We start from the raw sequence: 23,468 nt of genomic DNA, 5'->3' as shown, positions 1-23,468 counted from the left end.
CACACTTTTCCTGGAATTGCTCTAATGCGCGTTCTGTGAAACCTTCGCGCCCCTTCGACCGACGAGGAAGTCGAAATCCGCTCCTTTTTCGGGCTGAAGGACGTGGTTCATGAACAGCTGCTCGTAACCGCCTCCTGAATGCCGTGGTGGTTCCGGCAGTTCGGCACTTCGCTCGGCCAGAACTCCGTCATCGACATCCAGCACGAGGCGCCTGCCTTCGACATCGAGCTCGATCATGTCGCCATCCCGCACCAGCGCCAACATCCCGCCCATCGCGGCTTCGGGGGACACGTGCAGGATCACCGTTCCATAAGCCGTGCCACTCATTCGGGCATCCGATATCCGCACCATGTCCCGGACACCCTTTTCGAGAAGCTTGGTCGGCAACGGCATGTTGCCGACCTCCGGCATCCCGGGAAAGCCTTTCAGACCGACATTGCGCATGACGAGAACGGAGTCCTCGTCTACGTCCAGGTCCGGATCGTCGATCCTTGCCCTCAAGTCCTCCAGGCTATCGAAAACCACGGCCTTTCCTCGGTGCTGGAGCAGTTTCCCGGAGGCTGCGGACGGCTTTATGATCGCCCCGTTCGGCGCCAGGTTCCCGCGCAGCACCGCGATGCCTGCTGCCGCCCGCACAGGGTTGTCAAGCGACCGGATAACTTTGCGGTCCCAGCACTCCGCATCTGCAATATTCTCGCCGACCGTCCTGCCGTTGACCGTCTTCGCATCGCCATCCAGAAGTCCGCCCATCTCGCGCATCAGCGCCGGCAATCCACCGGCGTAATAAAAATCCTCCATCAGGAACTGGCCTGAAGGCATCAGGTCTACCAGGAGTGGAACCTCCCTGCTCCATGCGTCGAAATCGTCGAGCGAAAGGGGGATCTCCATACGGCCTGCGATTGCCAACATATGGATCACGGCATTGGTCGATCCGCCAATTGCCGCGTTGACCTTGACCGCGTTCTGCATCGACCTGCGATCCACGACATCGGAAATACGCATTCCCTTGTGAACCATGCCGACGATCTCGCGCCCCGAGTTCTGGGCCAGTTCGTAGCGGCGCGCGTCGACCGCCGGGATGGCTGCGTTGTGCGGCAGGCTAAGTCCGAGCGCTTCGACTATGCTCGCCATGGTGGAGGCTGTACCCATCGTCATGCAATGTCCGGCAGAGCGCGACATGCAGGCCTCGGCACCGACGAAATCGTCCACGCTCATGCGCCCGGCGCGTACATCCTCGCTCATCGAGAAAAGGTTTGTGCCCGACCCGATGTCCTTGCCCCGAAACTTGCCGTTCAGCATCGGACCGCCCGAGACGACGATCGTCGGGATGTCGCAGCTGGCCGCGCCCATGATCAGTGCCGGTGTGGTCTTGTCGCAACCGCAGAGCAGCACCACGCCGTCGATCGGGTTGGCCCTGATGGATTCCTCGACATCCATGCTGACGAGGTTCCGAAACAGCATCGCCGTCGGACGCAGCAGGGTTTCGCCCAGCGACATCACCGGGAATTCAACCGGAAAACCTCCAGCCTCAAGAACACCGCGCTTGACCGCCTCGGCAATCTGCCGGAAGTGCGCGTTGCAAGGCGTGAGTTCGGACCAGGTGTTGCAGATGCCGATGACGGGGCGGCCATCGAACATTCGCTGCGGTGTGCCCTGATTTTTCATCCATGACCGATGCATGAACCCGTTACGGTCCCTCGATCCGAACCAGGCACTCGACCTCAACGTTTCCGAGATCGAGTCAGGTATTTTCGGTCCTTTTGTTTTCATAGCCCGGCGCTTTCAAACAGGTCTGTTGTCGCGGCAAAAATGTGTCGCGCACGAGAGCGCCGTGCGTCCGAACAGCCGCACGAAGGACGCTCTAACTTATTGAATCTACATGCTTACCGAAATCGATCCCGATTTTCGGGCCGATGCTGTGGTCAAGCCGCCTCGCCACGGAAACGCGGCAAGGCATTCGTAGTGGAGGGATCACGCGCTCAACGCGCTGCGCCAACGGCCATGACGTACATGGCGTAAAGGGAGGAAGTACCGCAGATGAACAGACGGTTCTTCTTCTTGCCGCCGAATGTGAGGTTTCCGACAGGCTCGGGGATGCGGACTTTGCCGATCAGCGTGCCATCGGTGTCGATGCAATGCACACCGTCTGCGGCACTGGTCCAGATACGCCCCAGGGTGTCCAGCCGGAAGCCGTCGAACAATCCCGCCGTCGAGGTCGCGAACACTTCGCCCCCCGAAAGGGTGCTGTCGTCGTTCACCTTGAACTTTCGAATGTGAGCCGGTCCATTCGCCACATGCGTAACCCCGGTGTCGGACACGTAGAGATGCTTCTCGTCCACCGAAAACGCGAGCCCGTTCGGCCGAACCATGTCGGTGGTTCGCTGCTCGACCGCGCCGGTTTTCGGATCCACCCGGTAAACATGGCAGCCGTCCTGCTCGCTCTTGGCCTGATCACCTTCGTAGAAATGATCGATGCCATAGCTCGGATCGGAAAACCAAATCGATCCGTCCGACTTCACGACAACGTCGTTGGGTGCGTTGAGACGCTTTCCGTTGTAATGCGAGGCTATCGTCGTGATGCTGCCGTCGTGTTCGGTGCGCGTCACGCTTCGCGTCAGATGCTGGCATGACACCAACCGGCCCTCGAGGTCGACGGTATTTCCATTGGAATTGTTGGACGGATTGCGGAACTCCGAAACCGATCCGTCAGTCTCGTCCCAACGCAGCATCCGGTTGCCCGGGATGTCGGACCATATGAGATAACGACCCGCAGGAAACCATGCCGGCCCTTCGCTGAACCGCGCCCCCGTCCATAGCCGCTCGACGCGGGCATGAGATGTGCACGACTTGAACCGCTCGTCGATCACCTCGAACCCGGTGCCTTCGATTTCTCCGAACATCATTCAACTCCAAAAGTGGTTTGCGATCGTCGGCTGACCAAGCCGAACCGAACTCGACACCGAGCAGTTGAAGCGTCAAACAGCACCACTCAAAGAGCGGCGATAAGGCCGCTTCTCGAAGAGAAATTCCTGAGCGTTTCCTGGTATTTCAGAGCACTTTTCTTCGCTTGGCGCGCTCTGGTGCTTTCTTTTGACGTCTGCTGGTTTGTAACTTGGTAAAAGGACGTTCGAATTCTCGCAATAAGCGGATTGAACCAACCAAGACATTGGTCCAGCGTTGTGCGACAGCGCTCGATGAGGCCAGGTATGGCGGAACGGTAAGCCTGTGTCCCGCACGCCTGCAAGGCGGCGGGGCATCTCCGGCAGCACAGAAAGAATTCTTGTTTTGTAGCTGTCGGCAGCGCATCAAAACCTGTGACATCCGACAGGACACCGGCTTCTGCTCAGCTCGAACAAAACCGGTCTGGATTCAGGTCGACTGTCCCGCTTTGAACAACTCGTAACGAGCCTTGGTCTCCGCGTTCATTGGATAGAGGCCCGGCAGCGGCGTGCCCCGCCCGACCTCCTGCATGATCCACGCCTCCATCCGCTCCTGCTCCGGCGCTTCAGCCAGGACATCTGCCAATAGAGAAGCAGGAATCACCACGGCTCCGTCATCATCGACCACGATGATGTCATCGGGAAAGACCGCAACGCCTCCGCAGCCGATAGGCTCCTGCCAATTCACGAAGGTGAGCCCCGCCACCGACGGTGAGGCCGCCACGCCGTTGCACCACACGGGGAAATCGACGCTGAGGACGCCCGCGAGATCGCGGACGACTCCGTCCGTCACCATGGCGACCATGCCGCGCTTGGCCATACGCGAAACGAGGATGTCGCCGAACACCCCTGCGTCGCTCACGCCCTGGCCGTCTATGACGGCTATCGAACCTTCCGGCATCGCTTCAATGGCAGCCCGGGTGGAGATAGGAGAACCCCACGACGCAGGTGTCGCCAGATCCTCGCGGGCAGGCACGAAGCGGAACGTGAAGGCGGTTCCCACGCAACGCGGCTGCCCGGAACGGAGAGGCTTTGTGCCGCGCATCCAAACGTTGCGCAGACCCTTCTTGAGAAGGACCGTCGTAAGCGTCGCGGTGGAGATGTCCTTCAAGATATTGACGGAGCCGGGATCGAGGGCCATGCGCAATTTTCCTTTTAGATTGATTGGATCAGGCCACCGTCAACCCGGATGACTGAGCCGGTAATGTAGGTGGCACGCTTGCTTGCAAGAAACGCTACTGCGTCGGCGTATTCTTCGGGTTTGCCGTAGCGTCCGACAGGGATGCTCGAAGTACTCTCGGCCGAAACCTCCTCCACAGTGCGGCCCTCCCGCTTGGCCTTCTGCTCATCGAGAAACGTGATGCGCTTCGTGGCGATGCGACCCGGAAGGACGATGTTGCTGGTAATACCGTCGCGTCCTACCTCACGCGCCAACGTTTTCGACCACCCGACCAGGCTCAGACGCAGCGCGTTGGAGAAACCCAGATTCGGGATCGGGGCAATTACGCCCGAAGAGGTTGAGGTGACGATCCGGCCCCAGCCGGCGGAGCGCATGCCAGGCAATATCCGGTCAGTGATGGCGATCACGCTGAGCACCATCGATTGGAAATGCTGCTGCCACGCCTGCGGATCCTGGTTCGACACGGGTGCCGGCGGGGGGCCGCCTGTGTTGTTCACAAGGATATCGACTTTGCCGCAAAGGCGCTCGATAGTGGAAACATGACGATCGATCGACGACAGATCGGCGAGGTCCCACCGCAATTCGGTCGCCTTTCCACCCTCCGACACGATTGAATTTGCCGTAGCCAAGGCGGACGCCTCATCGATGTCGGCAACGACGAGTTCGGCGCCTTCCGCAGCCAACGTCTTCGCGATTGCGCTCCCGAGCCCTCCGCCTGCGCCAAAAACGAGCGCTACTTTACCCTGAATTCCGAGATCCATACGCTTCTCCCTCGATAGGGCAACGATGGCTCACTGGAACCATAACGAAAAGCGATGTGATTGCGTGTTCAGACGTTACATTTAGTAGGGTTCACCGTCCGCCCGCTGCATCGGCCCGAAAACCGGAGTCGGTTTCGGAAAGCACGATGCAGCAGATTCAAAGTGTTAGAGCGTCCTTTGTGCGTTCAATTGGACGCACGGCGCTCTAATCGGAAAGGACTTCGAGGAAGGCTCTGATCAAACTGATGCGAGGACTGCCCCGCCCCCACACAAGCTGAATCCGGCGTGTGATTGAATATGTCGGGAGCGGCAATTTCGCGAGAGATAGCCCTTCCGGCCAAGGAGAGGCCCAGTCCGGAACGATGGCAATTCCCAGCCCCTGGTGGACAAATGTCGCGATCGCATCGAGGGCATCAAGTTCGTAACGCTCGTGTGGGACTATCCCCGCCGCTTCCAGCCACCGCGTCGCCAGCATGCCGCCCCAGGTCGAACGGTCGTACCGGATGAACGGAAGGCGACCCAGGAGTGCCACAGGATCGGCGCCGGCAAACTCGGGCTGCACGAGAAGGACCAGGTTCTCCTCTCGCGCTACTCTGTAATCGCAGGTCTTCGATAGCCCGAAAGGCGGTTCGATAATGAGGGCTGCATCCAAGTCACCCTTCAGGACTCTGTCGTAAAGATCCTGGGAGGTCCCCGGGAGTATATAAGCTTCAACACCTGGATACCTGGTCGCCAGCCGTCCGAGGACGGGCGGAAGCAAACCCGTCGTGGCGGTACTCATGGCACCGAGGCGTAGCGTCCCGCGAAGCGGGTCCGTTGTTATCCCGTCGCCGAGGCCGCGGACCTCGTTGAGCAGTGATCGAGCTTTGTCTGCGACGCTGATACCCAGCTCGGTCGGCCTGACCGTCCGCCCTACGCGTATGACGAGAGGTTGCCCGATTTCGGCCTCGAGCGCTCTGATGCGCTGCGTGACCGCGGCCGCACTCAGGTTCTGGTGTCGGCCAGCTTCCGCTATTGAGCCCCGTTCGAATACGGCAATCAGGGTCTCCAGAAAACGCGTGTCCATAAGATTTTATCAACGCTTATCGCTTCATCGGCCGGCATAATAAGACATAATAAGATAAGTGATCCAATCTCCAATAAATGACCGGGCAGCCTGAGCGCCGGGCATTCATGCGCACTCCAACAACCAATTGCAAAACAAGATCAGTCGAGCTATCCTGCGACCGATTGCATAACGCAATCGGAACCGCGCAGGTGCGTATGTGAGGAAAGGAGGCGGGTATGGCCAAGCTCGTGTTCGGAATGAACCAGTCCCTGGACGGCTACGTCGACCATATGGCGTTTGCGCCAGGCCCCGCGCTCTTCCGCCATTTCATCGAGGAGGCTCAGGCGCAGGCGGGCAGTGTGTACGGTCGCCAAATGTATGAGATCATGCGCTACTGGGACGACGATCATCCCGAATGGGGTGCAGAGGAGCACGCCTTCGCGGCCGCGTGGCGGAAGCAGCCGAAATGGGTCGTTTCGCGCTCGTTGAAGTCGGTCGGCCCCAACGCCACGCTTGTCGGGGATGATCTCGAGGGTGCGATCCGTGAGCTGAAAGCCGGGCGCGCCGGAGAGATCGAAGTCGCTGGCCCGAACCTGGCCCGAAGCCTCACCGAGCTTGGCCTGATCGATGAGTATCGCATCTACCTGCACCCCGTCGTGATCGGTCACGGCAAGCCGTATTTCGCCGGCCCCCGGCCGCCGCTCCGCCTTGTCGGCAGTGACCGGATGGGTGAGGATGTGATCCGGTTGACCTATGTTCCCGCTTGATCTCGCGACCCGCCGGATGAAATCGGCCTGTCCGTCCGATCAGACCATCAGCCGCTCATAGGCCGTTCGGGGTGGCGTCTTGGCGGATTTCGAACTTACGCCGCGCTGCTTCTGGTGATTTTCAGGAGAAAATCCACGACGGCACGGACCTTGGCAGGCGTGCGCCGGTTGGCGGGGAAAACGATCGCGATCGGGTCCGCCTCGATCTCGTATTCCTCAAGGAGAGGCACCAAAAGGCCCCGCCGCATCTCGTCGCGAAACAGCCACCACGTCGCCTGGGAGATCCCGAGCCCGGTCATTGCGGCTTCACGCAGGATGTCGCCGCTGTCGGTCGTCAGGCACCCGGAAACACGGATCACCTCGTCGCCCCCGTCCACCCCGCGAAAATGCCAATTCGGCCCGAAAGCACCGACAATACAGTTATGGCGGTCGAGATCGGCGGGCGTTTCCGGTTTTCCGTAGCGCTCGATGTAACTCGGCGCCGCCACCGTCTTCTGGGCGCCGCGCACGAGGATGCGGTTGATGAGACGGGAATCGGCAAGCCGTCCGGAATGGACGACGAGGTCGAAGCCCCCTTCGATCGGATTGGCCGTCTGGCTCTTGAGGCAGAGGTCGAGAACGACATTCGGATAGCGTTCGTAGAACTCCGGCAGCGCCGGAATGACCGTCATGCGGCCGAACGACGGCGGCAGCGCGATCCGCACCTGTCCGCTCGGCGCGATATTGGCCTCCCGGATCGACCCCTCCGCTTCATCGAGATCAATGAGGATCTGCCGGCAGCGCTCATAATATTCGGCCCCGTATTCGGTGAGGTGCATCCGCCGCGTCGTCCGGTGCAAAAGCTGCACGCCGAGGCCTTCCTCAAGTCGCGTCACGCTCTTGGTTACCGCCGACGTGGAGGAGGAAAGCGCCTTGGCCGCCGCGGTGAAGCCGCCGAGCTCGGCTACCCGTACGAACGACAATATGTCCTGGAACCTGTTCACTGCGGGTCGTTCACTGCTCACATCTTGTGCATCTTGGCACGCCGTCGATCAGGAGCTTACGCATTGGAAGAGCAATCGCAAGCCGGCATGTTGAAGCAGCAATTTGCATGCCGCCCCGCCAACCGGCCCGGAAGGCCTTTCGGAAAATGATTTTTTCCAAAACGATGTATTCCCCTTCGCCTTGAGCTGGGAACACTAGGGGCCAAGGATGCCAAAAGGCGCCGGGGAACGCATCGACTGGAAGATCTGTGCCGGGATACTGGTTCGATAACGCCATATGCTTGACGGAAAAGGCCGGCCGCTTCGAGGCGGAACGGCGGTCCATCGAGGTCGTCGGCGGCAGCATCGCCGCGCTTCATCCTCCGGGCGGGCCGAAGCCTCCCCGGCTGGAATTCATCGATGCTTCCGGCCTGATAGCCGTACCGGGCTTCGTCAACTGCCATAGCCATTCCCCGGACAATCTCGCGCGTGGAACCGCCGCCGATCTTCCGCTCGAACTTTGGTCTCTCACCTCTTCCGCCCTACGGGAAAGACGCAGCCAGAGGGAAATCTACGTCTCGACCATGCTGGGCGCGATCGAGATGATGCGGTCGGGAACGACGGCGGTCCTCGACCACGTCCGCATCTCGCCCGATATCGACGGAGAAGCGCTCGATGCGGTCGCCTCGGCCTGGCTGGACAGCGGCATGCGGGTGATGATCGCCCCGATCGTTTCGGACAGGAGCGTCATTGAAACGCTTCCTTTCGACGAGGACGATCTCGCCGGGCTCGATCTTTCCGCCTATGGCAGCCGCGCGCCATTGCCCGCCCGGCAACAGATGGCGGTCGTGGAAGCCTTCTTCCGTCGCTGGCATGGAGAAGCGGATGGGCTGATCAGCGTGGGGATCGGCCCGTCCGGTCCGCAACGATGCTCGGACGAACTCCTCGCGGCCGCGGGCGATTTCAGCCGGCGGTACGACACCATCCTGCACACCCACGTGCTGGAAACGAGGCTGCAGAGGGAAATGGGCTTCCGGCTCTACGGCCGCGGCATGATCGCCCATCTCGACGGTCTCGGCCTGCTGACGCCGCAGACCAATCTCGTCCACTCAATCTGGCTGGAGCCGGATGACATCGAACGGATCGCTGCCGCCGACGCCGCCGTCATCCACAATCCCGTTTCCAATGCGCGGCTGGGCAGCGGCCATTGCCGGCTTTCCGATCTGTTGAAGGAAAACATCCGCGTCGGCCTCGGCACGGACAGCGCCTGCTGCAACGACGGCGCCAATCTCCTCGAAACGATGAAATGGGCGGCACTTCTGCACAATCTGCGCTCCGACGACGAGAAGACCTGGATCGGTCCGCAGACCGCCCTGCGCCTGGGAACGTCGAGCGGAGCCGACGCCATCGGCCTGCCCGACACGGGCCGGCTCGCCGCCGGATGTGCCGCCGACATCACCTTCTTCCGCTCCCAGGCTCCGGCATTCCAGCCGTTGAACGATACCGTCCGCCAGCTCGTCCTTTCCGAAAGCGGGAGCGCGATCGACAGCGTGATGATCGGCGGCCGGATCGTTGCATCCGGCGGCCGATGCACGACCATCGACGAAGCAGCGATCTGGGAGGAGGCGCAAGCCTTCGCAGACCGGCGGCGTATCGACGGCGTCGCCGCTCAGGCTGCTGCCCATGCTCTGGAAAAGCCGATCCGCAGGATGCGGCAGCGATACGGCAAGCTGTGGGCCGCCGGAGGATGCGCATGTCGGTGACCTCCCCCCTGGCCTGGACGAAGCGCCCGCTGCGCTTCTTCCAGCACCTCCTGCGCGAGAGCGACGGCGCGAAATCGAGCATCGGCCAGTTGATCGGCGAGATCAGAAGCGTCGGCGCCAATGCCTGCATCGTCATGGGCGGCGGCTTTTCCGCCTGGTACCCGACCCGGCTCTCTTCCCAGACGATCAACCCGCATCTCAAAGACGATTTCCTCGGCGACTTCCTCAAGGCAGCGAAGGCGGAGGATATCCGGGTACTGGTAAGGATGGATATCTCCAAGGGCCGCGAGGGCATGGAGGAAAAACATCCCGACTGGTTCGTCCGCAGGCCGGACGGCGCGGTGAGCAGCACCTGGGCCATGCCGCAGATCTGCGCGACCGGCCCCTTCTGGCAGACCCAAGTCTTCTCCATCCTCGACGAGATCCTCGGCCGCTATCCCGCCGCAGACGGCTTCTTCTTCAACTACCTCCATGTGCCGCGCTGCCATTGCGAGCGTTGCCGGGGCATCGTCGAGGTGGCGACCGGCAAGCCGGTTCTCCAACCGGATCGCCGCGAACCGGCCTACGAAGCATGGCGGCAGGGCTTCCTTGCAGATTACATGGGTCGGGTCCGCCGCCATGTTCAGGGACGCAATCCCGGCGCGGCGATCGTGCCCTATCATCACGTCCATGACGGCTGGGATATCCGCCGCATGGCCGAGGTCAGCGACATCATCGGCTCGCAGGTCTCCAATCCCGTCATGCCAAACCCGATCGATCCGCAGCCGATCTGGAATCTCTGGGCTGCCGAGGAGACGCTGACGGCACGCGCGCTCAAGCCTGGTCAGCCGCCGCTACTGATCCAGACGACGTCGGAAGTCTTCGCCAGCCGGCAGTCGGCCATGCCCGAGGCGCGGCTGGTTCACAACCTCATCCAGGCAGCCGCGCATGGCGCGAGCACCGCACCCGCGGTCAACGGTCTGCTGGATGACGAAGACGCGCGCTTCGTGCCGGGACTGCGAAAATTCGGCGCCTATATCGAGAAGAACGCCCGCTGGTATGAAGGCCTGGCGAGCCTCGCCCGGATCGCAGTCCTCCGGTCGGAAGACAGCAGACTCTGGGGCGAGGACGCCGGCCGCATGGCCGGCGCTCCCGATGGGAGCGGACATGTCGCGGAATTCCGGGGCGTCTGCGAAATGCTCTCCGACCTTCGCCACCCCTTCGACATCGTCGTCTCGCCGGGCCTCGAGCTGGCGGACCTGCAGCGCTTCGACCTCGTCCTCCTGCCGGCTGCGAGCTGCCTGTCCGATGCCGATGCGGCGATTATCGACGCCTATGTCGAACGGGGCGGGAAGATCATCGCCACGGCCGATCTGGCGGCAGCGAACGAGACCGGTCAAGGGCGCAATGCCCCTGCCCTGCGCTGCCTGCCGGCTCTGCCCGGCAAGGCCTGGTCGGCTGTCGGTGCCTATTTTGCCCTCGGCCGGGCGGACTTGAGGAAAGTCGTCGGAGGTATCCGGCATGTCCCCGCCGCCGGTCCGTTTTGGGCACCCTTCAACGAAGGCGAAACGCAAGACGACTTGCGGATCATCGGCCCCTTCGCCAACAATGCTCCGGAATTCACGACCGTCGAAGGCAGCGGCAAGGAACCCGGCCTGATCGAACGCAGGTTCGGAAAGGGCCTGGCAACCTGGCTGCCCTGGCGGATCGGCGCGCTCTATCACCGGTATTCGATGCCCGAATATCGCCCGATCCTCGGCGCTCTGGTCGAAAGCCAGGCCGGCGCCCCGCCTGTCCACACGACGGCATCGAGCGGCGTGGAGACCATTCTCTACGGCCATCCGGACGGCATGGTCCTGCATCTTCTAAACGCCGCCGCCCCGCAGACCAAGGGCCTCACCGAACTGACGCCGCTCGCCGGCTTCGAGGTCGCCGTCGAGACGGACGTCGAAATCGCGCTTTCATTGCACGACGATACGGAACTGCCCGTCACAAGGGCAGGCAAAATGATGGTCCTGCGCATCGAGCGCCTGGATCACTTTGCGGCCGTGGCTCTGGTAAAGGGTCAGGCCGGGAGGAAGAAGGCTTGAGGAAGACGACCGATCCATCCCGATGGCTGCGTGCCGTCGAAGAACAGAAAAGGGTGAACAGATGAGAGATATCCTGAGACGGCATTTCGTGGCCGGCGCGCTGGGCGTCGCCGCGCTCGCGCTTCTTCCGCTCGGCGCAGCAGCCCAGAACGCCTCGGCGATCGTGGTCGCGCAGGCGGCCGACGCCTATTCGATGGACCCCGCCAAACATTCCGCCTTCCCGACGGCCAACATCCTTTTCCAGATCTACGACGGCCTCGTCAGCCAGGACGAAAAGGGCGACATCGTCCCGGCGCTGGCAACGTCCTGGAGCAATCCGGACCCGTTGACCTGGCGCTTCAAGCTGCGCGAGGGCGTGAAATTCCACAATGGGGAGCCCTTCAACGCCGCAGCGGTCAAGTTCACGTTCGACCGGGCGCTCGATCCGAATTTCAAGGCGCCCTACTATTCGCGTATCTCGCAGATCAAGTCCGTGACGGTCGTCGACGACTACACGGTCGACATCAAGACGGACAAGCCGTTCCCGACCATGCTGCTGTCGCTCTACGAGGCAAGCTTCCCGGCGCTGATCGTGCCGCCGTCCTACACCGCGCAGAACAATGGAGCAGACCTCGCCGCCAAGCCGGTCGGCACCGGCCCTTATCGTTTTGTCGAGTGGAAGAAGGACGAACACGTCGTGCTCGAAGCCAACCCGGACTACTGGGGTGGCAAGCCGGCGATCGACAAGGTCGTCTTCCGTCCGATCAAGGAGACGCGCACGCGCATCGCCGAGCTCAAGAGCGGGGGCGTCGACATCGCCGTCGACGTGCCGCCGGAAGACATGGCATCGCTTGAAGGCGGCGATACGAAGATCGCGACGGTCGCCAGCGATTCGCTTTATTTCCTCGCCTTCGACACGACCCGCGACACCCCCCTGAAGGACAAGCGTGTCCGGCAGGCGATCAACTACGCGGTGGATGTCGATGCCATCCAGCAGGCGCTCCTGAACGGCATGGGCACCCGTATCGCGCTGACCCTGCCCGCCAATGCCTTCGGCTACGATCCGGCCTGGAAGCCCTATCCCTACGATCCAGCCAAGGCCAAGGCGCTTCTGGCGGAAGCAGGTTATGCGGACGGATTCACGGTCCCGCTGATGACACGCAAGGGCCGCTACATGAAGGACAGCGAGATCGTCGAGGCGACCGCCGGCTTCCTCGCCAAGGTCGGCATCAAGGTCGATATCCAGTATCTCGAGCCGGGCGTCTGGGGTCAGGTCTCGGAAAAGAAGGGCCGCGAGGGCATCACCTTCCCCGGCTGGAGCGGCCGCGATCCGAACCTCGTCTGGCAGCCGTTGCTGCACACCGGCCAGTACCAGAGCTACTACAGCAATCCTGAATTGGACGCGCTGCTCGATGCCGGCGCCGGCACGATCGACCAGGCGGAACGCAAGTCTATCTACGAGAAAGCGGCCGCCATCATCAAAGACGATGCGCCGCACCTGCCGATGATCCAGCCGCCGCTGATCTACGGTCTCGATGCCAAGCTTACCTGGGCACCGCGCCCGGACGGCATGATCGACCTGCGCAAGGCGCATTTCTGACAGAACCGGCATCCGCGGCCGGCATCGGACCCGGCCGCGGATGACAATTTTTCGACGGAGCGAAGCAGGTCTTGGCCAATTTCCTGATATCCCGACTGCTCTATGCCGCGGCGGTGCTGCTCGGCGTGTCGGTTGCCGTATTTTTCCTGATCCGGATCGGCGGCGATCCTTCCGCGCTCTTCCTGCCGCCCGAAGCCTCGATCGAGGACATCCAGCGCTTCCGGCACCTCATGGGCTTCGACCGGCCGCTGATCGTCCAGTACTGGGATTTCCTGAGCCGCGCCGTCCGCGGCGACTTCGGCATGTCGCTCCGCTACGAGCAGCCGGCGATGCAGCTCGTCCTGGAGCGCGTGCCGGCAACGCTCCAACTCGGCGGCGCCGCCTTCCTGCTGTCGATCGCCCTCGCCATTCCTCTCGCGATCCTCGCCGCGGCCAACCGCGGATCGCTCGTCGATCGGGCAAGCCTGCTGATCTCCCTGATCGGCCAGAGCTTTCCGGCTTTCTGGCTGGCGATCATGCTGATCCTGCTTTTCTCCGAAACCTTCCAGGTTCTGCCGCCTTCCGGCCGCGGAAGCTGGCAGAACCTCGTCATGCCGGCGATCGTGCTCGCCACCTATTCGACCGCCATCATCACCCGCCTTCTGCGTTCGTCCATGATCGAGGTCTTGCAGTCGGACTATGTCCGCACCGCTCGCGGCAAAGGCGTGCGCGAAAGCCGCATCATTCTCTCCCATGCGCTGCGCAATGCGGCGATCCCGACGCTGACGGTGATCGGCCTGCAGATCGGCGCCCTCCTCGGCGGCGCGGTCATCACCGAGGAGGTCTTCGCCTATCCCGGCATCGGCCGGTTGGCCATTCAGGCGATCGCAAACCGCGATTTCACGGTGATCCAGGCCTTCGTGCTGTTCATGGCCGCCGTCATCGTCACCATCAACCTCCTCGTAGACCTCTCCTATGGCCTGCTCGACCCGCGTCTGAGGAGAAGCAAATGATGGCCTTCCTCAAGCGATATGCGGCAAGCCACCTGGCGGCTGCCGGCCTCGTTATCGTTTTCGTCGCGCTTTTCGCCGCTCTCTTCGGCCCCTGGCTCGTGCCTTACGATCCGGGCGCTCAGGATATCCTGCAGCGACTGAAGCCGCCGTTGTGGCAGGGGTCGGAAGGCATCCACCTGTTCGGAACGGATGCGCTCGGCCGCGACATCTTCAGCCGCATCGTCGTCGGCGCCCGCGTCTCCATGCTGGTCGGCGTCAGCTCCGTGGTGATTTCCGGCGCCGTCGGCGTCACGTTCGGCCTCATCGCCGGCTACGAGGACAAATATGCCGGCCGCGTGCTGATGATGCTGACCGACATCCAGCTTGCCATTCCATTCCTCGTCCTGGCGCTGGCCGTCGCCGCCGTCGTCGGTCCGAGCCTGTGGAACATCATCGCCATCCTCGGGCTGACCAACTGGGTGCAGTACGCCCGCGTGGTGCGTGCCGAATGCCTCGTACTGCGCGAACGCGAATTCATCCAGGCGGCGCACATGATGGGTATTTCCTCGCTCCACATCCTGACGCGCCACCTGCTGCCCAACGTCATGTCCTCGGTCATCGTCATCTCCAGCCTGCTGGTCGCCAAGATGATCCTGTTCGAATCCTCGCTGAGCTTCCTCGGGCTTGGCGTTCCACCGGAAACGCCGACCTGGGGCACGATGATTTCCGAAGGGCGCAATTACATCGGCAACGCCTGGTGGGTTGCCACCATTCCAGGCTTTGCGATCTTCGTCACTGTTGTCGGCACCAACCTCGTCGGCGACCGGCTGCGCGATCTGCTCGATCCGCGCCTTCGGCAGATGGAGGGTTGAGGCTATGCCGAACCTGGCCTCATACGACGTTCTGATGCCCGGCTTTCCGGGCCGCGGTTCACGCGGTTTCCTCGGATGGAGCACCATCCTGCTGCTGAAGACCCGTGATGGTTACGCGCTTTTCGATACCGGCGGCAGCGGCGACCGGCCGGGCCTCATGGCGGCGCTCGCCGAACGCGGCATCGAACGGCAGGACATCCGTACCGTCATCCTGTCTCACCTGCATTTCGACCACATGGCCAATGCCGAGTGTTTTCCGAAGGCGGAGATCGTGCTGCACGAAAGCGAGTTCGCCTATGTGCAGGATCACATGAACGACGATCCGGCCATTTCGCGCTTCCAGGTCGAGGGCCTGCTGCGCAGCCCGCAGCTCACCCTCGTCTCCGGCGAACTGGAGGTACTGCCCGGCATCAGGATGATCCGCACGCCGGGCCACAGCGGCGGCCATGTCTCGCTGGTGACGACGGTCGCCGGAAAAACGACGGTGCTCGCGCAGGATGCGATCAAGCATCGCGGTGAGATCGAAAGCGGCCTCTCCGCCGGCGCCTTCGACGAAGAGGCGGCGCGCGCCAGCATTCGCCGCATCGTCGCCATGGCCGATGTCATCGTTCCCGGCCACGACGGTCCGCTCACGATGGAGAACGGCCGCATTGTCGCCGCGTCTTCCGTTTCGGCCGAGATCAGCCTGACGCTCGACGGCCGTCGTTTTTCGCTGGAGGTCTGAGCATGCTGACGCTGCTGCACAATATTTTTCTCTGCACCGGCCTGCCCGGCGGCTTTCACAAGGACGGCGCCGTCCTCATTCGTGGTAGCAAGATCGTCTGGGCAGGTCCGCTGGCCGAGATGCCGCCGCAGCCGGAATTCGCGGCGCGCAAGGATCTCGGCGGCCGCGTCGTCATCCCCGGCCTTGTCAACACGCACGCGCATGGCGGGCTTTCGACCCATCGCGGCTGCTGCGACGAGGGCGATCTCTTCGAATGGGCGGCGGCGCTCGCGCCTCATACCTCCCCCCTCACGGTCGAGGACAATCGGCGCGGCTGCTACCTCGCCGTCATGGACATGGTGAGGAACGGCATCACGACGGCCTGCGACTGCACCCGTTACGGCGCCGGCGTCTTCGCCTCGGTGGCAAGCGAAATCGGCATGAGGTCGCTGAGCGGCGCGCTCGCCAACTCGCCGGAGCTGCGCCGCAACGGCCGGCCGAACTGGCCGCTGGCACTGGAGGAAACCACCGAAGCGATCGAAATGCACAAGGACAATGGTCTCTGCCGCTTTTATCTTGGCGGCCATTCGCCCTATAGCTGCACACCTGCCCTGCTCAAGGAGATCAAGCGGGAGGCCGACCGCCTCGACCTGCCCTTCGTCATCCATGTCGCGGAGAACCGACGCGAGAACGAGATGGTGATGGAGCAATACGGCCGGTCACCGACCGCATGGCTCGATGGCCTCGGCGTGCTCGACAGCCGTGCCGTGCTCGCTCACTGCGTCTGGGTCGACGAGAACGACATGGACATTCTCGCAAGCACCGGCGCCGGCGTCGCCCACAATCCGGCGAGCAATGCCAAGCTCGCGAGCGGCGTCGCGCCCGTGCCGGAGCTGCGTAAGCGCGGCGTGCCTGTGGGGCTGGGCACCGACAGCACGCTCAGCAACAACTGTCTCGATCTCTTCCAGGAAATGAAGCTCTCTGTGCTCCTGCAGCGCGCCACGAGCCTGGACGGAAAGATCATGGGAGCGCAAGACGCCTTGACCATGGCGACGCTGGAAGGCGCCCGCGTCCTCAACTGGGATGCCGAGATCGGCAGTCTGGAAGCAGGCAAGGAGGCCGATCTGATCATCCTCGATCTCAGCCATCCGCTGGGACTGACCGCCGAGCGCGTCCTTTCCGATATCGTCTACCATGCCGGTCCTCAGCACGTGCGCGGCGTCATGGTGGCCGGCAGCATGATCGTCGAGGACGGCCGGTTGCTCAATGTCGACGAGCCGGCCATCCGCCACTCCATCCACGAATACTACAGACATCACGGGTAAAGGACCAAGACCATGACGGACGCACCTGTCGGGCTCATCACCAGCGCAGCCTCCGACAACCTTCTGAAAGACCGCCGCCTGGAAACGGTCTCCACGCCCTGGGGTGAAGCCCCGGTGCTGATCGGCAGCATCGGCGGGCGGCAGGCTGCCGTTATCCTTCGCTACGGCGAAAAGCTGACGCTGCCCAGCCACAAGATCAATTACCATGCCAATATCTGGGCCCTGCGCGAGCTCGGGGTCGAGTCGGTGATTTCCCAGAACGCCATCGGCTCGGTCAATCCGGCGATCCGGCCGGGCGATATCGTCATTTCCGACGATTTCCTCGACAAGACCAAGGCCCGGGCACAATCGCTGTTCGATGAGAGCGAATGCTGGGTGCGCGTCGATTTCACCGATCCCTTCTGCCCGCGCCTGCGCGCAGACCTCATCGCCGCCGCCAACAGGCACAGCAACCGCGTCATCGAGCGGGGCACCTTCGTCTGTACCGAAGGCCCCCGGTTTGAGACGCCGGCGGAGATCCGCGCCTATGCCCGCGAAGGTGGAGACATCGTCGGGACGCCGCTGGTGCCGGAAGTGATCTTCGCCCGGGAAGCGGAGATGTGCTTCGCCTCGATCGCCCCCGTCATCAACTTCGGCGCCGGCATGGCTCCGGCCGTGGTCCATTTCGGTCCCGGCAGCATGAACGAGATCTACTACAAGGAAGGCCTGCACGACCTGATCGAGAAGACGCTGATCGACGCGATCTCCGGCATTTCTTCCGAACGGGCCTGCAATTGCGGCCACGCCCTCGACGGCGGCTTTCACGGCCATCCGCCGGCATGGCTGAAACGCCGCGCGTCCTAACGCGTTAGCGTGATCCGATCGCCGGGATTGTCGACAGATCGTCGCCTGCCCCCGGCGCCGGAACTGGCCGGGGCTTATAGCCCTTGCCCCTCCGCCAGCCGGAGCCGCATGCGGCCCGCCAGCGTTTTCCCCGGCCCAAGCCATTCGACATCGCCATAGGCGGCCAGGTCACGCCGATTGTGCACATCCGGGACATGGCTTACCGGCTCGACGCAGAAGACCGGTAATGTGTCCGGGACGTAGACATGGAGATTGCGGAGCGCACCATCTCCCGAAATCTCAAGCATCACGCCCTGCCTTCTCCATTCGAGGATGGCCCGGCGCGATGTCCACCCGGAAAAATGCCCGTCGAACCAGGGCATTTTCGACACCTCAAGCCCGGCCGAGAAATCCGGCCCGTGCGAGGCCGGCATGGGTACGGTCGGGAAGCCGCGCTCGTCGCGGCCGAAGCCGGTTTCGGCCTTGAAGGTCAGCCAGGTTTCACTTTCCTTGCGGAACCAGGGGTGGAAACCCATGCCGTAGGGGAGTGTCCGTTCGGCGGTGCTGGTCAGGCTCAGGGACATCTCGACCCCATCCGGCCCGATCGAGATTGCCTGCGTCAGGCGATAACGGAATGGAATGCCGTCATCGGCAAAATCGTCCACCAGAACGAGCGTGTCGTCCGCCGCCTCGACCACCCGCCATGCGCGGTCCCGCGAAAAGCCGTGTACGGCCATTTTCTGTTCCGAGCGATTGAGCGGCACTTGAACCACCCCATCGTCGGTCTCGAACCGGCCGCCGTCGAGGCGGTTGGCGAACGGCGCCATGACGAAGGACCCGCCGCTCCGTGCAACCTCCCCCGGCGGGCACGGATGCAACACCTCGAACCATTCGCCATCCGGCTTTCGCCATTTCAGCGAGGTCAGGCTCGCGCCATGTGCGGCATCGACCGCGACGGCATAACCGTGTGCATTCAGGCAGAAGATATTCGCTTCAGTCATCGGGATCGGCAGCCTATCGAACGACCGTATCCATCGCACAATAGGAGCCGCCCTGGAATCGTTCGGTGACGGGATCGCCGGTGGGGCCGGCCACCTTTCCGGCGAAGGCTTCCGCATTGTCGGCGCGCCTCACGCCGAGGCGGCCGGAATCGTCCTTCGCCCACCAGGTGCGGGTATTGGCGGAAGCGCCCCAGAGAACGGCGAACTCCGTGCGCTCCGCTTCGATGGCGGCCACCACCATGCCGAAGAGGTCCGGCAGGGAAAGCCAGGTCGAAAGATGGCGTTTATCGAGCGGCTCCGGCAAAGCGGAGCCGATCCTCAGATGCACGCTTTCGACACCGTGCTTGTCGAAATAGAGGCGGCCGATATTCTCGCCGAAAATCTTCGAGACGCCGTAAAAGCTGTCCGGGCGCGTCGGCGTATCGATGTCGAGCGTCCGGCTCCGCTCATGGAAGCCGATCGTGTGGTTCGAACTGGCGAAAACCACGCGGGCGCCGTTCCGGCGGGCACCCTCGAAGATATTCACGACGCCGACGATATTCGCCGGCAGGATCGTTTCGAAGGATTTTTCGGTGCTGACGCCGCCGAAATGCAGGATGACCGCAGCATCTTCGCAGATGGAAGCCATGGCTTCCGCATCGGCGATATCGGCGCGGACGAAGCGTGCATTCGCGGGAACCGTCTCCGGAAAGTCGGCGATGTCGGTCAGCACGACGTTCTCGTAGCGCTCCGCGAGCGCCTGCGTCAGGAACCGGCCGAGATTGCCGGAGGCACCGGTCAGAACGATCTTGCGGGTCTTGTCGAAGCTCACGGATCAAAAACCTTTCATGCGGTGCGCCGGCGTGCCGGCCACCGGAGACGGCGTCAGGAACACGCTGCCTGCCAGGGGATATCGGTCGAGGACCTCGGGCGAAAGATACCGATGCGATGTGACAAGCAGCGTCTTCAGGTCCGTCCCGCAGAAGCAGGGCATGGTCGGCGATGGCGCCGGAAGCGCGTATTTGCCGATCAGCCGGCCATCCGGCGCATAATGGTTGAGACAGCCGGCCGAGACTCCGGCGCTCCAGTAATTCCCCTCGATATCGGCCGCCCCGCCGTCCGGCCGGCCTTCGGCTTCGCCGGGTTCGGCGATCCGCAGCCCCTCGCCGATCCCGCCGGTCGCGGGATCGAACGCATGCCGCTCTATCCATTTGCCGCCGGAATCGGAGTGGTACATGGTGCGGCCATCCGGCGACCACGCAAGCCCGTTCGAGATGAAGAGCCCGTCCTTCTTGGCGACCATGCGGCCGTCGGGGCCGACCCGATAGAGCGAGCAGACGGCCTGCCGTTCCGCCCGCTGGTCCATGGTGCCGACCCAGAATGCGCCGTCCGGGCCGACCTTGCCGTCGTTGAGGCGATTGGTCTCAAGTTCGTTCTCAAGTCTGGCGAGCGTCTCACGGCTGCCGGTATCGGGATCGAAGACGATCAGCTCGCGGGTCAGCGAGACGATCAGCCGGCCGCTTTCGCACAGCCCGAGCGAGCAGACATTGGTTCCCAGCACCCACTCCCGGACAAGGCCCTCCCCCAGCCGGATGGCCAGAAGCCTGCCGGTCGGGATGTCGCAGAGGAAAACGAGCCCGCGCCTGTCGTCCCAGACCGGGCTTTCGCCGAGGCCGAGGCTCAGCCCGTCGAGCGCCTCGAAACGCATCAGAGGTCGCCGCTCGCCGTGGTGCGGCGGATGACGTCCGGGTTGTCGAGCACGTAGTCGCTGAGTTCCAGCCCGAGGCCCGCGCCTTCGAACGGATAGATCCTGCCGTTCTCGATCCGCGGCATGACGGTGACGAGGTCACGGTACCACGTCGAATAATAGGCGCGAACCGACTCCTGAAAGACCGCATTCGGCGCGTTCAGCGACAGATGGATCGAGGCGGCGAAGACGACCGGGCCGGTGCAGTCATGCGGCGCGATCGGCCGCTGGAAGGCTTCCGCCATGGCGGCGATCTTCTTCGCCTCGCTGAGGCCTCCGCACCAGGAAATGTCGAGCATGACATAATCGACGGCGTTCTTGCGGAGCAACTCGACGAACTGGGCGCGGGTCGCCAGCGTCTCGCTGGCGCAGACCGGCAGGCCGGAACGCTGCGCATAGACGGCCAGCGCCTCGGTGTCCTGCATCTTGATCGGGTCTTCCATCCAGAACGGCCGGAATTCCTTCATCTCGCGGGCGATCGCCAGTGCCGAAGGCAGGTCCCACATGGAATGCAGCTCGACCATCACTTCCATCTTGTTGCCGACCGCGTCGCGGATCCGGCGGAAGGCTTCGAGGCCCTTGTCGAGATCGTCGCGATGGATGAAATTGCCGCCGCTTGCGACCGCGTAAGGGTCGAGCGGCCAGATCTTCATGGCGGTAATGCCTTCGGAAAGCAGGCTTTCCGCCAGCGCTCCGGCATCGTTGGTGAAGGCCACCTGATCGTCATAAGGCCCCTGCGGCTTGTCCGCACTGCCGATATAGCGGCGCGAGCCCTGGCTGTTGTAGGAATAGCCTGCACAGGTGTTGTAGGTGCGGATCGACGGGCGCGAGAGACCGCCGAGCAGCTGATGAATCGGCTGGTTCGTAACCTTGCCGAAAATATCCCAGAGCGCGATGTCGACGGCGGATGCCGCCCGGATTTCGACGCCCGAGGAGCGGAAGCCCACATAGGTTTCGGTCAGAAGCTTGGAGATGCGGTCGATCTCCAGCGGGTTCTTGCCGATCAGCGCCGGCGCCACTTCCGCATGCAGGTAGGTCGCCACGGCATCGGCGCCGCGAAAGGTCTCGCCAAGCCCGATGATGCCTTCATCGGTATGGATTCTGAGCCAGATGATGTTGTTGAGGCTGGGGAGCTGGACGGTTTCAAGCGCGGTGATTTTCATCGGATCTTCCGGATAAACGCGAAACGGACCGGCGGACTTTCCCGCCGGCGCGGAGGCAATTGCGGATCAATGGGCGGCGGACGACTGGTTGCCGCGCGCCACGATCTGGGTCGGGTTGACGAAGCGCAGCGCGACCAGCAGCCAGACGAGCGTCGAGACCATGTAGATGACGGCCATGGCGTCGATCGACTGGACGGCGCGCACGCCGGAGGCGAAGACCGCGTAATAGAGCGAGACGACGAGCGTCTGGCTGGTCGGGCCGGCCGTCAGGAAGGTCAGCTCGAACATCGCGACGGTGCGGACGAGGACCAGAAGCAGGGCCGCCAGTATGCCGGGGATCAGCATCGGCATCAGCACGTAGACGAAGAGCTTGAACGTCCCGGCACCGAAGACGCGCGCCGCGGCCTCCACCTTCGGATCGATCTGCTCGATGAAGGGGATCATGACGAGGATGACGAAAGGCACGGTCGGCACGAGATTGGCCAGCACCACGCCCCAGAACGTCCCGCCGACATTGAACTGGTAGAGCACGGTCGCGAGCGGAATGCCGAAGGTGATCGGCGGCACGAGCAGCGGCAGCAGGAAGAGGAGCATGATGAGCCGCTTTCCCGGAAAGTCGCGACGCGCCATCGCATAGGCGGCCGTCACGCCGAGGAGACCCGACAGCGCGACGACGGTGAAGGCGATCTGGAACGTGACGAACAGGACCGGCCCGAGCTGGAACTCGCGCCAGGCCGATGCATACCAGTTGAAGGTGAAGGCGTTCGGCAGCCAGGTGCCGAGCCAGCGCGTGCCGAGCGACGAGACGATGACCGTCGCGATGATGGCGAGCACGTTGAGCACGAAGAAGATCGTGACGGCCCAGACGGCGGTGATCCAGAGCTTGGCTCCGATGGAAGTATCGCGGATCACGGCTCAGCCTTTCCCGCCACTGGTGGCGCCACGGTAGAAGAGGTTTCGGACGACGAGGACGATCAGCACGATGCAGAGCTGCACGACGCCCATGATCATGGCGATCGCCGAGGCCATGGTGAAATCGTACTGTTCGAAAGCGGCCTGTGCCGCGGCGATCGAGATGACGCGCGTCGGCCCGGATGGCGCACCGAGCAGCACGGCGGAGGGGAAGACCGCGAAGGCCTGCACGAAGGTGAGGCAGAAGGCGATCGCCAGCCCCGGCACCAGCAGCGGCAGCATGACGTGCCGGAAGCGCTGCCAGCTCGAGGCGCCATGGGTGGCGGCCGCCTTTTCGAGCGCCGGATCGATGCCGGTCACATAGGAAAGCGTCAGCAGGAAGGTGAAGGGGAAGACCGTGACCACCAGCGACAGGAAGACGCCCCAGTAGTTGTTGGTGAGCTTTACCGGCGAATCGACGAGGCCGATCAGCATCAGGGTGCGGCTGAACCAGCCCTGCGGGCCGAGGTAGTTCAGCATGCCCTGCGCCACCAGAACCGTGCCGAGCGTGATCGGCAGGACGAGGATGGTGGTCAAGAGCCGCTGACGTTTCATCAGCCGGACGCGCATGGCGACCGGCACGGCAAAGGCGACGCTGAGGATCGTCACCGGGATCGCAAGCCTGAGCGTCGCGCCGATCGTGTTGTAGAGATAAGGATCGGAGAAGAAGGCGGCGTAGTTGGCAAACATGCCGCCTTCCCGCATCGGCGAGAAGGACAGCATCAACCCGTAGAAGAACGGGTAGATGAAGATCGCCAGCACGAAGATCACCGACGGCAGCACGAGCAGCGTCACGCCGTCGATGCCGCGCAGCGCGAGCTTCTGGCGAAGCGATTTGGCTTCCATCGGGGTGGAGTTGGACATCG

21 protein-coding genes are annotated in these 23,468 nt (G+C 63.0%); 9 read left to right on the top strand and 12 right to left on the bottom strand.

The window, feature by feature from the left end:
• Positions 1–21: 21 nt before the first annotated feature.
• The 5 genes from QTA58_RS16570 to QTA58_RS16550 form a co-directional block, all read right to left on the bottom strand.
• On the bottom strand, positions 22–1,770 hold the full coding sequence (locus QTA58_RS16570) for an IlvD/Edd family dehydratase (RefSeq protein WP_289669656.1): 1,749 nt from the start codon (positions 1,768–1,770) through the stop codon (positions 22–24).
• 209 nt (positions 1,771–1,979) lie between these two features.
• Complete coding sequence (locus QTA58_RS16565) at positions 1,980–2,900, bottom strand: SMP-30/gluconolactonase/LRE family protein (protein WP_289669655.1); 921 nt, start codon at positions 2,898–2,900, stop codon at positions 1,980–1,982.
• Between the two features lie 469 nt (positions 2,901–3,369).
• Entirely contained in the window at positions 3,370–4,080 is a 711-nt protein-coding gene (locus QTA58_RS16560; RefSeq protein WP_289669654.1) for a ribonuclease activity regulator RraA, read from the bottom strand.
• 14 nt (positions 4,081–4,094) lie between these two features.
• Positions 4,095–4,880, bottom strand: a complete 786-nt coding sequence (locus tag QTA58_RS16555; protein WP_289669653.1) for an SDR family oxidoreductase — start codon at positions 4,878–4,880, stop codon at positions 4,095–4,097.
• A gap of 205 nt (positions 4,881–5,085) precedes the next feature.
• The gene (locus tag QTA58_RS16550) at positions 5,086–5,946 is read right to left on the bottom strand and encodes a LysR family transcriptional regulator (protein ID WP_289669652.1); all 861 of its coding nucleotides are present in this window, start codon (positions 5,944–5,946) and stop codon (positions 5,086–5,088) included.
• A gap of 218 nt (positions 5,947–6,164) precedes the next feature.
• On the opposite strand from QTA58_RS16550, the gene QTA58_RS16545 reads away from it, so the two are divergent.
• On the top strand, positions 6,165–6,695 hold the full coding sequence (locus QTA58_RS16545) for a dihydrofolate reductase family protein (RefSeq protein ID WP_289669651.1): 531 nt from the start codon (positions 6,165–6,167) through the stop codon (positions 6,693–6,695).
• Between the two features lie 95 nt (positions 6,696–6,790).
• On the opposite strand, the gene QTA58_RS16540 is transcribed toward QTA58_RS16545, so the two are convergent.
• Positions 6,791–7,678: a LysR family transcriptional regulator gene (locus QTA58_RS16540; RefSeq protein ID WP_289669650.1), complete on the bottom strand. Its 888-nt coding sequence runs from the start codon at positions 7,676–7,678 to the stop codon at positions 6,791–6,793.
• Positions 7,679–7,959: 281 nt separating this feature from the next.
• Between QTA58_RS16540 and QTA58_RS16535 the strand changes: the two genes are divergently transcribed.
• From QTA58_RS16535 to QTA58_RS16500, 8 genes are all read left to right on the top strand, one after another.
• The gene (locus QTA58_RS16535; RefSeq protein ID WP_289669649.1) at positions 7,960–9,420 is read left to right on the top strand and encodes an amidohydrolase family protein; all 1,461 of its coding nucleotides are present in this window, start codon (positions 7,960–7,962) and stop codon (positions 9,418–9,420) included.
• Positions 9,411–11,489 (top strand): alpha-amylase family protein, encoded by a 2,079-nt coding sequence (locus tag QTA58_RS16530; protein ID WP_289669648.1) that lies wholly within the window; start codon positions 9,411–9,413, stop codon positions 11,487–11,489. Before QTA58_RS16535 ends, QTA58_RS16530 begins: the two co-directional genes overlap by 10 nt.
• A 61-nt stretch (positions 11,490–11,550) precedes the next feature.
• Positions 11,551–13,068 carry an ABC transporter substrate-binding protein gene (locus QTA58_RS16525; RefSeq protein WP_289669647.1) on the top strand — a complete coding sequence of 506 codons (1,518 nt, stop codon included), beginning with the start codon at positions 11,551–11,553 and terminating at the stop codon, positions 13,066–13,068.
• 71 nt (positions 13,069–13,139) lie between these two features.
• Positions 13,140–14,060 carry an ABC transporter permease gene (locus QTA58_RS16520; RefSeq protein ID WP_085419963.1) on the top strand — a complete coding sequence of 307 codons (921 nt, stop codon included), beginning with the start codon at positions 13,140–13,142 and terminating at the stop codon, positions 14,058–14,060.
• The gene (locus tag QTA58_RS16515) at positions 14,057–14,911 is read left to right on the top strand and encodes an ABC transporter permease (RefSeq protein ID WP_289669646.1); all 855 of its coding nucleotides are present in this window, start codon (positions 14,057–14,059) and stop codon (positions 14,909–14,911) included. Before QTA58_RS16520 ends, QTA58_RS16515 begins: the two co-directional genes overlap by 4 nt.
• 4 nt (positions 14,912–14,915) lie before the next feature.
• Entirely contained in the window at positions 14,916–15,635 is a 720-nt protein-coding gene (locus QTA58_RS16510) for an MBL fold metallo-hydrolase (RefSeq protein ID WP_289669645.1), read from the top strand.
• A 2-nt stretch (positions 15,636–15,637) separates the two neighbouring features.
• Positions 15,638–16,939: an amidohydrolase gene (locus QTA58_RS16505; RefSeq protein WP_289669644.1), complete on the top strand. Its 1,302-nt coding sequence runs from the start codon at positions 15,638–15,640 to the stop codon at positions 16,937–16,939.
• Between the two features lie 12 nt (positions 16,940–16,951).
• The gene (locus QTA58_RS16500) at positions 16,952–17,782 is read left to right on the top strand and encodes an MTAP family purine nucleoside phosphorylase (protein ID WP_289669643.1); all 831 of its coding nucleotides are present in this window, start codon (positions 16,952–16,954) and stop codon (positions 17,780–17,782) included.
• 74 nt (positions 17,783–17,856) lie between these two features.
• Here the strand turns inward: QTA58_RS16500 and QTA58_RS16495 are convergent, their stop codons facing one another.
• From QTA58_RS16495 to QTA58_RS16470, 6 genes are all read right to left on the bottom strand, one after another.
• Positions 17,857–18,762, bottom strand: coding sequence for a hypothetical protein (locus QTA58_RS16495; RefSeq protein ID WP_289669642.1), 906 nt, complete (start codon positions 18,760–18,762; stop codon positions 17,857–17,859).
• Between the two features lie 13 nt (positions 18,763–18,775).
• Complete coding sequence (locus tag QTA58_RS16490; protein ID WP_085419969.1) at positions 18,776–19,573, bottom strand: NAD(P)-dependent oxidoreductase; 798 nt, start codon at positions 19,571–19,573, stop codon at positions 18,776–18,778.
• A gap of 3 nt (positions 19,574–19,576) precedes the next feature.
• Positions 19,577–20,449, bottom strand: a complete 873-nt coding sequence (locus QTA58_RS16485) for an SMP-30/gluconolactonase/LRE family protein (RefSeq protein ID WP_085419970.1) — start codon at positions 20,447–20,449, stop codon at positions 19,577–19,579.
• The gene (locus QTA58_RS16480; protein ID WP_289669641.1) at positions 20,449–21,651 is read right to left on the bottom strand and encodes a mandelate racemase/muconate lactonizing enzyme family protein; all 1,203 of its coding nucleotides are present in this window, start codon (positions 21,649–21,651) and stop codon (positions 20,449–20,451) included. The genes QTA58_RS16485 and QTA58_RS16480 overlap by 1 nt, the downstream gene beginning before the upstream one ends.
• A 66-nt stretch (positions 21,652–21,717) precedes the next feature.
• Entirely contained in the window at positions 21,718–22,563 is an 846-nt protein-coding gene (locus tag QTA58_RS16475; RefSeq protein WP_085419972.1) for an ABC transporter permease subunit, read from the bottom strand.
• Between the two features lie 3 nt (positions 22,564–22,566).
• Positions 22,567–23,466: a sugar ABC transporter permease gene (locus tag QTA58_RS16470; RefSeq protein WP_289669640.1), complete on the bottom strand. Its 900-nt coding sequence runs from the start codon at positions 23,464–23,466 to the stop codon at positions 22,567–22,569.
• Between the last annotated feature and the right edge of the window lie 2 nt (positions 23,467–23,468).

Source organism: Neorhizobium sp. CSC1952 (assembly GCF_030378245.1).
GTDB classification, from domain to species: Bacteria; Pseudomonadota; Alphaproteobacteria; order Rhizobiales; family Rhizobiaceae; genus Neorhizobium; species Neorhizobium oryzae_A.
Note: the sequence above shows the minus strand (reverse complement) of the source record. Positions and strands in the feature narration are given on the sequence as shown.

Excerpts from the sequence above, each read along its gene's own strand:
- QTA58_RS16570 (WP_289669656.1), bottom strand. The coding sequence starts at position 1,770 with ATGAAAACAAAAGGACCGAAAATACCTGACTCGATCTCGGAAACGTTG.
- QTA58_RS16565 (WP_289669655.1), bottom strand. The coding sequence starts at position 2,900 with ATGTTCGGAGAAATCGAAGGCACCGGGTTCGAGGTGATCGACGAGCGG.
- QTA58_RS16560 (WP_289669654.1), bottom strand. The coding sequence starts at position 4,080 with ATGGCCCTCGATCCCGGCTCCGTCAATATCTTGAAGGACATCTCCACC.
- QTA58_RS16555 (WP_289669653.1), bottom strand. The coding sequence starts at position 4,880 with ATGGATCTCGGAATTCAGGGTAAAGTAGCGCTCGTTTTTGGCGCAGGC.
- QTA58_RS16550 (WP_289669652.1), bottom strand. The coding sequence starts at position 5,946 with ATGGACACGCGTTTTCTGGAGACCCTGATTGCCGTATTCGAACGGGGC.
- QTA58_RS16545 (WP_289669651.1), top strand. The coding sequence starts at position 6,165 with ATGGCCAAGCTCGTGTTCGGAATGAACCAGTCCCTGGACGGCTACGTC.
- QTA58_RS16530 (WP_289669648.1), top strand. The coding sequence starts at position 9,411 with ATGTCGGTGACCTCCCCCCTGGCCTGGACGAAGCGCCCGCTGCGCTTC.
- QTA58_RS16525 (WP_289669647.1), top strand. The coding sequence starts at position 11,551 with ATGAGAGATATCCTGAGACGGCATTTCGTGGCCGGCGCGCTGGGCGTC.
- QTA58_RS16515 (WP_289669646.1), top strand. The coding sequence starts at position 14,057 with ATGATGGCCTTCCTCAAGCGATATGCGGCAAGCCACCTGGCGGCTGCC.
- QTA58_RS16510 (WP_289669645.1), top strand. The coding sequence starts at position 14,916 with ATGCCGAACCTGGCCTCATACGACGTTCTGATGCCCGGCTTTCCGGGC.
- QTA58_RS16505 (WP_289669644.1), top strand. The coding sequence starts at position 15,638 with ATGCTGACGCTGCTGCACAATATTTTTCTCTGCACCGGCCTGCCCGGC.
- QTA58_RS16500 (WP_289669643.1), top strand. The coding sequence starts at position 16,952 with ATGACGGACGCACCTGTCGGGCTCATCACCAGCGCAGCCTCCGACAAC.
- QTA58_RS16495 (WP_289669642.1), bottom strand. The coding sequence starts at position 18,762 with ATGACTGAAGCGAATATCTTCTGCCTGAATGCACACGGTTATGCCGTC.
- QTA58_RS16485 (WP_085419970.1), bottom strand. The coding sequence starts at position 20,449 with ATGCGTTTCGAGGCGCTCGACGGGCTGAGCCTCGGCCTCGGCGAAAGC.
- QTA58_RS16480 (WP_289669641.1), bottom strand. The coding sequence starts at position 21,651 with ATGAAAATCACCGCGCTTGAAACCGTCCAGCTCCCCAGCCTCAACAAC.
- QTA58_RS16470 (WP_289669640.1), bottom strand. The coding sequence starts at position 23,466 with ATGTCCAACTCCACCCCGATGGAAGCCAAATCGCTTCGCCAGAAGCTC.